The sequence below is a fragment of the Amycolatopsis sp. La24 genome (assembly GCF_029087445.1).
In the GTDB taxonomy this organism is placed as follows: domain Bacteria; phylum Actinomycetota; class Actinomycetes; order Mycobacteriales; family Pseudonocardiaceae; genus Amycolatopsis; species Amycolatopsis nivea.
Map to the genome: position 1 here is coordinate 120,493 of NZ_JARACH010000015.1, position 11,773 is coordinate 132,265.

Sequence of the window (11,773 nt, forward strand, 5' to 3'; positions counted from 1 at the left end):
CGGCTACGCTGCGGCATTGCCACGGGAGTCCGGTACGCCGGGCTGAGAGGCGGGCCGTCAACCCGCGACCGTTCGCACCTGGATCCGGATCATGCCGGCGTAGGGAGGCCGTATCGCTCTCCCTCATCCGGCGCAGTGCAGGAGGGGAAGAATGATGTCGCGGACCGTCCGCACGGTGGCAGGCCTCGCCGGGGTCTCGATGCTCGCCAGCGCCTGCTCGCTGTCCAGCGGCGACTCGGGCGGGTCGTCCGCGAGCCAGGACCAGCAGACGCCGACCGTCACGCTGGTCACGCACGATTCGTTCGCCGCCCCGCAGGACGTGCTCGACGCCTTCCAGCGCCAGTCCGGGATCAAGCTCAAGATCCTCAAGTCCGGCGACGCCGGCGCGCTCACCAACAAGCTCGTGCTCACGAAGGGCAACCCGATCGGCGACGTCGCGTACGGCGTCGACAACACCTTCGCGTCCCGTGCGCTCAGCGAGGGCGTCTTCCAGCCCTACACCAGCCCGGAGGCCGACCGCGGCCCGCAGCGCTACTCCGTCGACCCGCAGCACCGGCTGGCGGCGGTCGACCTCGGCGACGTCTGCGTGAACATCGACCCGGCCTACTTCGCGAGCAAGGGTCTCCCGGAGCCGAAGAGCTACGACGACCTCGCCGACCCCAAGTACAAGGACCTGACCGTCGCGGAGAGCCCGGCCACCGCGTCGCCGGGGCTGGCCTTCCTGCTCGGCACGGTCGCGAAGTACGGCGAGAACGGCTGGCAGAGCTACTGGCAGAAACTGAAGGACAACGGCCTCAAGACCGTCAGCGGCTGGGAGGAGGCCTACACCAAGGACTTCTCCGGCTCGTCGGGCAAGGGCCCGCGGCCGATCGTGGTGTCCTACGCCTCGTCGCCCGCCGCCGAACTCGGCGAGGACGGCAAACCGCGCACCAAGGCGCTGCTCGACACGTGCTTCCGCCAGGTCGAGTACGCGGGCGTGCTCACCAACGGCAAGCAGATCCCGCAGGCGCAGAAGGTCGTCGACTTCCTCTTGTCGCAGCAGTTCCAGACGACGGTCGCGGCGAACATGTACGTCTACCCGGCGCGCCAGGGCGTCGAACTGCCGGCGGGCTGGGCCACCGCGGCTCCGCTGCCGCAGGCGCCGGCCACGATGCCCGCGGACAAGGTGCAGGCCGGCCGGGAGAAGTGGATCGGGGAATGGCGCTCGCTCATGGGCGCGTGATCCCCGCGCGCACTGTCGGGCTCACGCTGCTCGGTCTGCTGCCGGTCGCGTTCCTGGTGGTGTTCTTCGCCTGGCCGGTCGTGGCGATCGTCGGCCGGGGGTTCTCCGCGGGCGGCGTCGACACCGTGCTCGGCGACCCGCAGACGTGGCGGCTCGCCGGGTTCACGCTGGCCAGCGCGGCCGCGTCGACCGTGGTCGCGGTACTCGCAGGGCTGCCGGTGGCGTACCTCCTGGCGCGGGTGCGGCTGCCCGGGGTCGGGCTCGCGCGCACGATCGTGCTGGTCCCGTTCGTGCTGCCGACGGTCGTCGTCGGCTTGGCTTTCCGGGCGATCTGGCCGGACGGCGGCGTGCTGCCGCTCGTCCTGGCCAACGCCTTCTTCAACGTCGCCGTCGTCGCGCGCACGGTCGCCGGGCTGTGGGCGCACCTCGATCCGCGAGCGACTGAGGCCGCGCGGGCGCTCGGAGCTTCGCCGTGGCGAGCGTTCCGGTCGGTGACGCTGCCCGCGCTCGGCCCGGCCGTCGCGTCCGCTGCTGCGGTGGTTTTTCTGTTCTGCGCCACCAGTTTCGGCGTGGTGCTGATCCTCGGCGGCGGGAGCTACCGGACGCTGGAGACCGAGATCTACCTCCGGACGGTCGACCTGCTCGACCTCTCCGGCGCGGCCGCGTTGTCGCTGATCCAGTTCGCCGCCGTGGTCGCCGCGCTGGTGCTCGGGGCGATGGCGCGCCGGAAGCGGGAGAACGCGGTGAAGCTGCGGTCCGCGCAGGTCACCGCACGTCGGCCGCGCGGCGGGGAGTGGTGGACGGTCGGTGCCGCTGTGGTGGTGCTCGGCCTGCTGCTGACGCCGATCGTCTCGCTGCTCGTCGAGTCAGTGTCCGGCTCGGATGGATGGAGCCTCGCCGGTTACCGGGCGCTCAACACCGTCGGGCAGAACGACGCCTTGCAGGTCTCCGGCTGGATCGCGGCGCAGAATTCGCTTGCTGCGGCCACCGACGCGACGCTGCTGGCGATGGCCGTCGGACTGGTCGCCAGCGTCGTGCTGGTGGCGCTTCGGCGTTCGCCCGGCGGGCTCGCGCGCGGGATGGGCGAGACCATGGACGTCGCGTTGATGCTCCCGTTGGGCGTGTCCGCGGTGACCGTCGGCTTCGGCTATCTCGTGACGCTCGACGCGCTGCCCGGCGACCTCCGCACGTCGCCGCTGCTCGTGCCGTTCGCGCAAGCGCTGGTGATCATGCCGCTGGTGGTGCGGATGATCCTGCCGGTGCTGCGCGCGGTCGACGTCCGGTTGCGCCAGGCCGCCGCGACGCTCGGCGCGAGTCCGTTACGGGTGTGGCGGGAGATCGACTTTCCGCTGGTCGCGCGGTCGGTGGTGGCCGCGGCGGGCTTCGGGTACGTCGTCGCGCTCGGCGAGTTCGGCGCGACCAGCTTCCTCGCCCGGCCGGACGCGCCGACGCTCCCGGTGGCCGTCGCGACGCTGATCAGCAGGCCGGGGGAGCTGAACAACCAGATGGCGTACGCCTCGTGCGCCCTGCTCATGGTGGTGACTGTGGTGGCGGTGGCGTTGATCGACCGGTTCGGCTCGGTCCGCGGCCGCAGCACGGTCGGGGAGTTCTGATGGCGTTAACGGTACGGGATCTGACTGTCCACTATGGATCGTTCGCCGCGGTCCGCGACGCACGGTTGGACATCGCCGACGGCGAGGTGCTCGCGTTGCTCGGACCGTCCGGTTCGGGCAAGTCGACGCTGCTGCGCGCGATCACCGGGTTGGAGCCGGTGTCGTCCGGTTCGGTGTCGTGGGACGGTACCGATCTCGCCGTGGTGCCGGTGCACAAGCGCGAATTCGGTCTGGTGTTCCAGGACGGACAGCTGTTTCCGCACCGCGACGTCGCCGCGAACATCGCGTTCGGCCTGCGGATGCACGGCGTGCCTCGCGAACGGCACGCGGCACGTGTCGAGGAACTGCTCAAGCTTGTCGGCCTGGAAGGTTACGAACGGCGACGGGTGACCGAGTTGTCCGGCGGGCAGGCGCAGCGGGTCGCGTTGGCTCGTGCGCTGGCTCCGGAACCTCGCTTGCTGCTGCTGGACGAGCCGCTGTCCGGGTTGGACGCCGGACTCCGCGAGCAGCTGGCGATCGACCTGGCAGATCTGTTGCGGCGCAGCAAAATCACCGCGCTGCTGGTGACGCACGATCAGGAGGAAGCGTTCACGCTCGCCGATCGCGTGGCGGTGCTCGACGCCGGGGAAATCCGGCAGGAGGGCGCGGTCCGGTCGGTGTGGAACAAGCCGGTGGACGACGATGTGGCGCGCTTCCTCGGCGTCACGACGTTTCTGGACGGCGAAGCGGCTGACGGCGTGGTGCGGACCGAACTGGGCTCCGTCGAACTCTCCGGGGTGGACGACGGTCCGGTGAGGCTCGGACTGCGCCCGCACGGCTTGAAAGTGTCCGCCGAAGGGGTGCCCGGCGAAGTGACCGCCGCGGTGCACCGACGCGAGCATTTGCGGTTGGTCGTCCGGTGCGGGGAGTCCACTGTGGACGCGATCGCGCCGGCCGGGGCGGACTTCCGGGCGGGCGATCCCGTCCGGCTCGAACCGGATCCGGACGGGATCGCCGTGGTGGGCTGAACCCCCAGGTCAGCCGTCTCGGGTGGCGAGGCGTCCGTAGGCCAGCGACAGGCCGACCACGATGTAGCAGGCCGCGCGGACCGCGCCTTCGCTGAACGTCGTCAGCGTCATCGGATCCTGAAGCACGGCGGCCGGGGCCAGCGTCCAGTCCTTGGTGAGCAAGAACGGGTGCAGCCACTTCAGCGAGTCCAAGAACCCGAGGATGGTGAAAACGATGTTCCCGGCCAGTACCGAGGCGACCACGAGCATCGGGTGCTCGGTCCAGCTCGACACCGCCAGCGCGACCGCGCCGACCGCCCACAGCTGCAGCACGATCCAGCCGCCGACCAGCAGGATCCGCAGCAGCGCCTCGCCGAGCGACAACGTGGTTCCCGACAGCGTGAACAGCGAATCCGTGCCGTTGATGATCAACCCGGTGACCACGCCGGTCACGCACATCGAGAGCACCGCGACCACGGACACCGTCGCCACGCCGAACGCCTTGACCGCCAGCAGCCGTCCCCGGCTCACCGGCGCGATGAGCCAGCCGCGCAGCGTGCCGTGCGCGGCCTCGCCCGCGATCGCGTCCGCACCGGCCATCGCGGAGGCGAGCGGCAGCAGCAGCGTGAGCGTCATGACCATGGCGGCGATCGGCAGCACGAACGCGTTGTTCACCGCGGACGCCAGCAGCGCGCCGCCGCTGTCGTCCGGCGCGTTGCTTCCGGAGTTCTGGCTGACGAAGGTGAGGCCGATCCCGATCACGATCGGCACCAGCGCCAGCAGCCCCAGCACGCCGAGCGTGCGCGGCCTGCGGAAAATCCAGCGCAGTTCGGCAGCGCACAGCCGGAGCAACGGCACTGTGTCGTGCCCGGTCCGGCTCACCGGAACGGCGACCGCAGCGGTAGTCATGCGTCCCCCTCGGATTCGTCGCCAGCCGCCGATTCCCCTTCGGTCAGCCGCGCGAACAGGTCTTCCAGCCCGGTCCGCGCCCGGGTCGCCTCGTGCACCTCGACCCCCGCTTGCACGAGCACCTGCAGCACTCGCGGCGCGGGCGTCGCGGTGAGGTCGACGCGGACGCCGTCCGGGGTCAGCCGGGCCCCGATCCGGTTCTCCCGCAACGTTTCCACCGCGTGCTCGGCGTCCGGGGTGCGCACCAGCAGCGCGGCATTCCCGGATTCGAGCAGATCGGCCAGTTCGCCCTGGGCGACCACCGTGCCGGACTGCAGCACCGCCACGTGCGTACAGGTCGCTTCGACCTCGGCCAGCAGGTGCGAGGACACCACCACGGTCACGCCGTCAGCGTGCAGATCGGCGATGATACGGCGGATCTCCCTGGTACCCGCCGGATCCAGCCCGTTGGTGGGTTCGTCGAGCACGACCATCCGGCGCGGCACCAGCAACGCGCTGGCCAATCCGAGCCGCTGCTTCATGCCGAGCGAATAGCCCTTGTACCGGCGGCGCGCGGCGGCGGACAGCCCGACCCGGTCCAGCGCGGCGTCGACCGCGCCGGGGATCGCGGACGACGCCAGCCGCGGTTCGGCCGCGGCGAACCGCAGCAGGTTGTCGCGTCCGGACAGGAACGGGTGGAAGCCCGGCCCCTCGACCAGCGCGCCGACGTCCGGCAGCGCGTGCGCGGATTCCTCCGGCATCTTCCGGCCGAGCAGTTCGACCTCGCCCGCGGTCGGGCGGACGAGCCCGAGCAGCATCCGGATCGTGGTCGTTTTGCCCGAACCGTTGGGACCGAGCATGCCGAGCACGGCGCCCTCGGGAACGTCCAGGTCCACGTGGTCCACCGCGACTGTGCCGCGGTAGACCTTGCGCACCCCTCGGGTGCGCGCGGCCAGCGGGACCGCCGGGGCGGGCGCCTCCTCGGAGACGCCCGCCCCGGTTTCGACCGCGGTGCTGGTCACTTGGCGCCCAGCGCTTCGTAGAGGACCTGCTCCGGGACCGCGCCGGCGGCGAACCGGCCGTCGTCGGTCAGGACCGCGCCGCCCACCTTCGTGGTGAAGAGGTAGCCGCTGCCCCACGGGCCGTTGACCCGCTTGGCGAACCGGCTCAGCATCTTCTGCACGTCAGGGCCCTTTTCCTGGCCCTGCGCCTGCTGCTTCGCCTTCATCAGGTCCGCGGGCACCTTGCCGGTGACGACGGTGTCCCAGCCGTCGCCGACGAGCTTGGTGTCCTGCTTGGCCTCGTTCGCCAGCGCCTTGTCGCGCTCGTCGATCTTGGCCTGCTTCTCGGTCACCTTCGCGCCCTTGGGCGGGGTGAAGGCGAACAGGTCGGCCGACTGGCCGGCGAACTCGATCTTGCTGAACGCCAGCTCCAGCGCCGGGGCGGTGGTTCCGTTGCTCAGCACCGAAAGCCGCAGCGGCATCCGGGTCTGCGAGTCGACCGCGACGCGGATCTCGCGCAGCAGCGTGCGTTCGGTCGGCTTCGGCGTGAGGACCAGCTCGTACGCCGGCCGGTCGGCGATCGTGGCCGTGCCGTCGACCGCGACATTGCTGCTCTCGCGCACCTTGGCCAGCAGCTGCTTGGCCGCGGTAGCCGGGTCGGGGGACTGGCCCTCGACCGGCTGGTGCTTGGTCGCGACGTCCGCCGGGATGGTGGTCTTGGTCGCGCTGTTGGTCTTGGAGTTGTAGTCCCACACGGTGTTGCCGTTGTGGACGATCGTCTCCTGCGTCTGCCCCTTGGTCAGCGACACCTTCGTCTTGCCCGCGCCGTCGCTGAACACCTGCGCCGAGTCGATGCCGAGCGCGCTCGCCCCCGGGACCGCGCCGGTCGCCATTTTCGGCAGGCCGAGGTCGTTGCTCACCGTCACCGTGCCGTCGAACGGCGCGGGCTTCGCGGCGACCACCGACTGGACCAGTTCCTCCGCGCTGACCTGAGGCAGCTTCGGCGCGTCCCCCGCCGAGGCAGGCATCGCCACCACGACCAGTCCGCCCACGCCGAGCGCGGTGCCGACGACGGCCGCGGTGATGGCCTTCTTCTTCGGATCCATCTCGTCTCTCCCTGCGTTCCCGGGCTTTGGCGGGCCCGGCTCCCGGTGCAGACGTTCCACTGCCGAGGCTGAGATACCCCTGAATGTTCGGCCCGTTCAGCTGAGATGGCACTGAGAGTACGCGCGTCAACTGCGCAAACCGGCCATGATGAGGATCGTGAAACCTCGGGTGCTGGTGGTCGACGACGAACCTGGCGTGCGCAAGGCGCTGCAGCGCGGCCTGCGCGCGGAGGACATGGACGTGGTCACCGCCGCGGACGGGCCGACCGGGCTGCAGCTCGCGCGCACCGGTTCGTTCGACGTCGTGCTGCTGGACATCATGCTGCCCGGCTTGTCCGGCTACCGTGTGCTGGAACGGCTGCGCGCGGAGAACGTGAACACGCCGGTGCTGCTCGTCTCTGCGAAAGACGGCGAGATCGACCAGGCCGACGGCCTCGACCTCGGCGCGGACGGCTACCTCGTGAAGCCGTTCTCGTTCGTCGTGCTGGTCGCGCAGCTGCGGGCGGTGCTGCGGCGCGCCGGGCCGGACGCGTCGCGCGGCGCGCTGAAACTCGGTGCGCTGGAGGTCGACCGGGCGTTGCGGCAGGTGCACTGGAACGGTCAGGACGTGCCGTTGAGCCCGCGCGAATTCGGCTTGCTAGAGGTGCTCGTCGGGCGCGCGGGGACGGTCGTGACGAAGGACGAGCTGCTGCGCGCGGTGTGGGGCGAGGAGCAGGCCGTCACGCGGAATCTCGTTGAGGTGTATGTGGGTTACGTGCGGCGCAAGCTCGACGCGGTCGGCGCGGGTTCGATCCTGCGGACGGTGCGCGGGCACGGCTATCTCGCCTCCGACGACCAGCTTGACGAGGTCAGGTGACCGGCTCGCCGTCGTCGTGGTGGGGCCGCCGGTCGCTGCAGGTCCGGATCACCGTGCTGGCCGCGGCGATCACCCTCGGCTGCCTGCTGGGCCTCGCCGCGCTGGCGGCGAACAAGCTCGACCCGCTGCTCACGGATTCGGTCGACGAGGAGCTGTCGGCCGCGCTCGTCCCGGCGACCGGCGCGGTTTCCGCCGGGACGCCGCTCGCCGCGGCGGACCCGGTGACGGTGCGGGTGCTGGACATCGCCGGGAATCCGGTGGACGGCCAGGCCCGGCCGAAGCTGACCGGCCAGGAGGTCTCGCAGCTCAAGGCGGGGTTGCCGGTGCAGTCGGACGGATCGCGTTGGCGCGGCCAGGTGGTCAGCGCGCCGAACGGCAGCCAGCGGCTCGTCGTCGCCGGGGCCGGGCTGGTCGGGTTCGCCGCCGCGGTGCATTACGGCGGGCTGTGGCTGGTCGTGGTCGCGCTGGTCGGTGCGCTGGTGGCAGCACTGGCGACCTGGCTGGTCGTGCGGCTCGCGCTGCGGCCGGTGGCGCGGATGCGCGGTCTGGTGCGCGCGCTGCCGCCGGGTTCGCGGCTGCCGCTGCCGACGTCGCACGACGAAATGCGCGCGCTGGCCGAGGAATTCAACGCGCTGCTCGAACGCCAGGAGGAGGTCAGCCAGCGGCTGCGCCGGTTCACCGGCGACGCGGCGCACGAGCTGCGGTCACCGGTCGCGTCGATCCGGGTGCAGGCCGAGGTGGCGGTGACGAATCCTGATCCGGAACTGTCGCAGGAGACGCTCTCGGACATCCTCGAGGAGTCGGAACGGCTGTCCGGCCTGCTCGACGGCCTGCTCGCACTGGCTCGTTCCGACGCTGGCGAGGTGCCGCCCGCAGAACCGGTCGAGGTGGTGTCCGAGGTCCGCGCGGCGGTGCGCCGCTTGCCGTCCGGGGCACCGGACACGCGGGTGAGCAGCGCGGTGGCGCAGGCCTGGGCGTCGGCGGCGCACCAGGAGGTCGAGCTGGTGCTGGACAACCTGTTGCGCAACGCCTGCCGGTACGCGTCCGGGCAGATCGTGGTGTCCGTGCTGGCCTCGCGCTCGAAGGTGCGGGTCGTGGTGGACGACGACGGTCCCGGCATCGCGCCCGAGCACCGGAGCAAGGTGTTCGACCGGTTCTACCGGGTGTCGGACGACCGGGCGCGTTCGTCCGGCGGAACCGGCTTGGGCCTGGCGATGGTCGCCGAAACCGTGCGCCGCCGCGGCGGCAACGTACGGGTCGGCGAATCGCCGGACGGCGGCGCGCGGTTCGAGGTCACCTGGCGGGCGGGCGCGGACCGGTGAATCCGGTGGGGGAGACTGAGCGCATGGACGCGGTCATCGTCGGGGCGGCACTGGTGCGCGACGGCAAGCTTCTTGCCCAGCAACGGGCTTGGCCGCCGCATCACGCAGGCCAGTGGGAACTGCCGGGCGGACGCGTCGAGGAGGGCGAGACCGAGGCCTTCGCGCTGGCCAGGGAATGCCACGAGGAACTGGACGTGGTGGTCACCGTCGGCGACCGGGTCGGCCCGGAAATCCCGCTGCCAGGCGGAAAAGTGCTGCGCGTGTACTCCGCCGCGCTGCTGTCCCCTGGCGACGAGCCGCGCGCGGTCGAACACACCGCACTGCGCTGGGTCGGACACGACGAACTGAACGAACTGGACTGGCTCCCCGCGGACCGGGACCTGCTGCCCGCGCTGAGCGCTCTCGTGAGTGCTGGCTCTCAGTAGAACCAGCACTCACGAGGCCCTTCAAGCAGCCCCGACCATCCGCAGCGCCGCCGACACCCGGTGCGAACTGCGATCGATCGCCCGTTCTGCCCCCGCCTTGCGGACCCGCTCCAGCTCGGCGACGTCGTCCAGCAACGCGCGCGTGCCTTCCCGCACCGGACGCAACTCCTCGATCACCGCGTCCGCGACAGCGTCCTTGAGCACGCCGTACGACGGATACTTCTCGGCCAGCTCGGCCGGATCACCGCCCCCGCACGCAGCCAGGATCTCGAGCAGGTTCGAGATCCCCGGCCGATTCTCCGGGTCGTAAACCGGCACCGAATCACCGTCGGTGCGCGCTTTGCGAATCTTGCGCCGCACCTGATCCGGCTCGTCCAGCACGAACACGACCCCGGCGGAATCCTGCGCGGACTTGGACATCTTCCGCGTCGGCTCAGCGAGGTCCTTCACCCGAGCCCCGGCAGGCGGCAACGTCGCCTCCGGAATGACGAACACCTCGCCGTAGGTGGAGTTGAACCGCCGGGCAAGCGTGCGAGCCAACTCGACATGCTGCCGCTGATCCTCGCCGACCGGCACTTCGTCCGCCCCCTGCAACAGGATGTCGGCCGCCATCAGCACCGGATAAGTCAGCAAACTGAGCCGCACCCCGGCCTGCCCCTTGGATTTCTCCTTGAACTGGATCATCCGCGCCGCCTCGCCGTACGAGCAGGTGCACTCCAGCACCCACGTCAGCGCCCCGAGCTCCCGGGCAAGATCGGACTGCACGAACACCCGCTCCGGCGCGATTCCCGCAGCCACCAGCACGGCAAGCTGCTCCGTCGCCAACGACCGCAACTTCGCCGGATTGTGCGCGGTAGTCATCGCATGCAGGTCAGACACGAAATACAGATCGTCCGGCCCGCCTTCCGCAGCCCACCGCCGCAGCGCGCCGAGGTGGTTGCCGAGCTGAACGTGACCGGACGGAGTGATGCCGGACAACTGGACCATTGGATTTTCCCTCTCCCTTGGATGTTCGCCCCCGGGAGCAGGCACAAAAAAAGCCGCCCACCGGGGCGGCCTTCGCTGGTTTTTCAGCGCAGAGCTTCAGGGCCGCCAACGGGCGGCCACCACTGAGTGCTCTGGAAACGCATGCGACGAGCCTAGCACCGGACTACGGTTCGAACCATGTTCGTCGTCGTGCTCACGTACATCGTTCCGCTAGAGGAAATCGACCGCGCCCTGCCAGCGCACAACGAGTGGCTCACGAAGCAGTACGAAGACGGCCACTTCCTGGCCTCCGGAGGCCAACGCCCCCGCACCGGCGGCGTGCTGATCACCCGCCCCATGGAACGCGCCCAGCTGGACGCGATCCTGGCCACCGACCCCTTCGCGATCGGCCAGCTGGCCACCTACGAAATCATCCACTTCCAGCCCACCAGAACGGCCCCCGAACTGAACCTGGTGAACGAACTCTTGGACAAGAACTAGCGAATTCCGTGAGGGCCACCCTCACAGCCGCTGATTCCCCCACGGCCGGTCCGTGAGGGGCTCCTTCACGGACCTTGATTCCCCGAAGGAGCCCTTCACGGCTTTTTCGCGCGAGTGAGGGCCACCCTGAGGGAATCTGATTCCGTGAGGGTTCCCCTCACGACCCGCTCGCCTGCCCCGCGCCCGTCCGCTGCCTGCCCCGTGCCTGCTCGGGAAGCGCCCCAATGCCACATTGGGTGCGTCCCACGCACCGAACGCCACATTGGGTGCGTCAGATGCACCCAATGCCACATTGGGGCGCTAGCCCCACACCGCGAGAAGCCGCCGCCGGTGCAGTCAACTGTCGGTGCACCCACACCACCCCCGCACCCCGATACGAAGCTCTCCTGCGGTCTGGGGTGGCTTGTCAAGGCATCTTTCCCGCCTTGACAAGCCACCCCAGACCGTCAGCACAATCAAGCTTCGGGGTGCCCACCGCACTCCCCAAAAGCAATGTCGCCGCCAGGCGACGAGCCGAAGACCAACGGCGATCAAGCAGCCTTAGCCACCTGCTTCTTAGCCTTCTTCAACGCCAAAACCGGACACTTCTTACACCGATCCTTAGACCGGCAGCACTTCTTCTTGACCTTCCCGGCCTTCATCAACTTCCGCACCACAGCCCGAGGATCGTCCGCGCCTTTTTTCCCCACCGCGCACTCCTCAAACCGGCCGTCAAGAACACTCATAAGGTTAGGTGAGCCTAACCGATCATAGGGCGTGGCGCTCCTCACACCAACCCAACAGGTATCCTGGTTGAAGTCCGCGTGTGGCCAAAGCCGGTCAGCGAGAGCCGGTCGCTGTGTCCGGTGCCCGTCATCCCGTCGCCGCGCGGTGCCACCCGCCTTTAT

12 protein-coding genes and 1 riboswitch are annotated in these 11,773 nt (G+C 70.0%); of the genes, 7 read left to right on the top strand and 5 right to left on the bottom strand.

All coding sequences use genetic code 11. The annotated features are described in order from the left end of the window. The first annotated feature begins 11 nt into the window (after positions 1-11). A riboswitch (TPP riboswitch) is annotated at positions 12-123 on the top strand. A 31-nt stretch (positions 124-154) separates the two neighbouring features. The 3 genes from PUT80_RS17125 to PUT80_RS17135 are packed head-to-tail and all read left to right on the top strand — an operon-like array spanning position 155 to position 3,842. Continuing rightward, positions 155-1,222, top strand: a complete 1,068-nt coding sequence (locus PUT80_RS17125; RefSeq protein WP_238608247.1) for a thiamine ABC transporter substrate-binding protein — start codon at positions 155-157, stop codon at positions 1,220-1,222. After that, positions 1,198-2,835 (top strand): iron ABC transporter permease, encoded by a 1,638-nt coding sequence (locus tag PUT80_RS17130; RefSeq protein ID WP_275292805.1) that lies wholly within the window; start codon positions 1,198-1,200, stop codon positions 2,833-2,835. The genes PUT80_RS17125 and PUT80_RS17130 overlap by 25 nt, the downstream gene beginning before the upstream one ends. After that, the gene (locus PUT80_RS17135) at positions 2,835-3,842 is read left to right on the top strand and encodes an ABC transporter ATP-binding protein (RefSeq protein WP_275292806.1); all 1,008 of its coding nucleotides are present in this window, start codon (positions 2,835-2,837) and stop codon (positions 3,840-3,842) included. The genes PUT80_RS17130 and PUT80_RS17135 overlap by 1 nt, the downstream gene beginning before the upstream one ends. Positions 3,843-3,851: 9 nt before the next feature. Here the strand turns inward: PUT80_RS17135 and PUT80_RS17140 are convergent, their stop codons facing one another. Genes PUT80_RS17140 through PUT80_RS17150 form a run of 3 tightly spaced genes read right to left on the bottom strand, consistent with a single transcriptional unit; the run spans position 3,852 to position 6,816 of the window. Next, positions 3,852-4,730 carry an ABC transporter permease subunit gene (locus PUT80_RS17140; RefSeq protein ID WP_275292807.1) on the bottom strand — a complete coding sequence of 293 codons (879 nt, stop codon included), beginning with the start codon at positions 4,728-4,730 and terminating at the stop codon, positions 3,852-3,854. Then, entirely contained in the window at positions 4,727-5,731 is a 1,005-nt protein-coding gene (locus PUT80_RS17145) for an ABC transporter ATP-binding protein (protein ID WP_134667007.1), read from the bottom strand. Before PUT80_RS17145 ends, PUT80_RS17140 begins: the two co-directional genes overlap by 4 nt. Next, positions 5,728-6,816: an outer membrane lipoprotein carrier protein LolA gene (locus tag PUT80_RS17150; protein ID WP_275292808.1), complete on the bottom strand. Its 1,089-nt coding sequence runs from the start codon at positions 6,814-6,816 to the stop codon at positions 5,728-5,730. Before PUT80_RS17150 ends, PUT80_RS17145 begins: the two co-directional genes overlap by 4 nt. A gap of 145 nt (positions 6,817-6,961) precedes the next feature. Here PUT80_RS17150 and PUT80_RS17155 point away from each other — a divergent pair, with 145 nt between their 5' ends. The 3 genes from PUT80_RS17155 to PUT80_RS17165 are packed head-to-tail and all read left to right on the top strand — an operon-like array spanning position 6,962 to position 9,419. Beyond that, positions 6,962-7,672, top strand: a complete 711-nt coding sequence (locus PUT80_RS17155; protein ID WP_275292809.1) for a response regulator transcription factor — start codon at positions 6,962-6,964, stop codon at positions 7,670-7,672. Then, entirely contained in the window at positions 7,669-8,994 is a 1,326-nt protein-coding gene (locus PUT80_RS17160; RefSeq protein ID WP_275292810.1) for a HAMP domain-containing sensor histidine kinase, read from the top strand. The genes PUT80_RS17155 and PUT80_RS17160 overlap by 4 nt, the downstream gene beginning before the upstream one ends. 23 nt (positions 8,995-9,017) lie before the next feature. Continuing rightward, positions 9,018-9,419 carry a (deoxy)nucleoside triphosphate pyrophosphohydrolase gene (locus PUT80_RS17165; RefSeq protein ID WP_037816638.1) on the top strand — a complete coding sequence of 134 codons (402 nt, stop codon included), beginning with the start codon at positions 9,018-9,020 and terminating at the stop codon, positions 9,417-9,419. A gap of 21 nt (positions 9,420-9,440) precedes the next feature. Here PUT80_RS17165 and trpS read toward each other — a convergent pair whose 3' ends face one another. After that, positions 9,441-10,406, bottom strand: a complete 966-nt coding sequence (trpS, locus tag PUT80_RS17170) for a tryptophan--tRNA ligase (protein WP_037816636.1) — start codon at positions 10,404-10,406, stop codon at positions 9,441-9,443. 177 nt (positions 10,407-10,583) lie between these two features. Between trpS and PUT80_RS17175 the strand changes: the two genes are divergently transcribed. Further along, positions 10,584-10,886: a YciI family protein gene (locus PUT80_RS17175; RefSeq protein WP_043828161.1), complete on the top strand. Its 303-nt coding sequence runs from the start codon at positions 10,584-10,586 to the stop codon at positions 10,884-10,886. Positions 10,887-11,416: 530 nt separating this feature from the next. On the opposite strand, the gene PUT80_RS17180 is transcribed toward PUT80_RS17175, so the two are convergent. Then, on the bottom strand, positions 11,417-11,611 hold the full coding sequence (locus tag PUT80_RS17180; RefSeq protein WP_275292811.1) for a hypothetical protein: 195 nt from the start codon (positions 11,609-11,611) through the stop codon (positions 11,417-11,419). Between the last annotated feature and the right edge of the window lie 162 nt (positions 11,612-11,773).

Coding starts and splice junctions, on each gene's coding strand:
- PUT80_RS17125 (WP_238608247.1), top strand. CDS start 155: ATGTCGCGGACCGTCCGCACGGTGGCAGGCCTCGCCGGGGTCTCGATG.
- PUT80_RS17130 (WP_275292805.1), top strand. CDS start 1,198: ATGGCGCTCGCTCATGGGCGCGTGATCCCCGCGCGCACTGTCGGGCTC.
- PUT80_RS17135 (WP_275292806.1), top strand. CDS start 2,835: ATGGCGTTAACGGTACGGGATCTGACTGTCCACTATGGATCGTTCGCC.
- PUT80_RS17140 (WP_275292807.1), bottom strand. CDS start 4,730: ATGACTACCGCTGCGGTCGCCGTTCCGGTGAGCCGGACCGGGCACGAC.
- PUT80_RS17150 (WP_275292808.1), bottom strand. CDS start 6,816: ATGGATCCGAAGAAGAAGGCCATCACCGCGGCCGTCGTCGGCACCGCG.
- PUT80_RS17155 (WP_275292809.1), top strand. CDS start 6,962: ATGATGAGGATCGTGAAACCTCGGGTGCTGGTGGTCGACGACGAACCT.
- PUT80_RS17165 (WP_037816638.1), top strand. CDS start 9,018: ATGGACGCGGTCATCGTCGGGGCGGCACTGGTGCGCGACGGCAAGCTT.
- trpS (WP_037816636.1), bottom strand. CDS start 10,406: ATGGTCCAGTTGTCCGGCATCACTCCGTCCGGTCACGTTCAGCTCGGC.
- PUT80_RS17175 (WP_043828161.1), top strand. CDS start 10,584: ATGTTCGTCGTCGTGCTCACGTACATCGTTCCGCTAGAGGAAATCGAC.
- PUT80_RS17180 (WP_275292811.1), bottom strand. CDS start 11,611: ATGAGTGTTCTTGACGGCCGGTTTGAGGAGTGCGCGGTGGGGAAAAAA.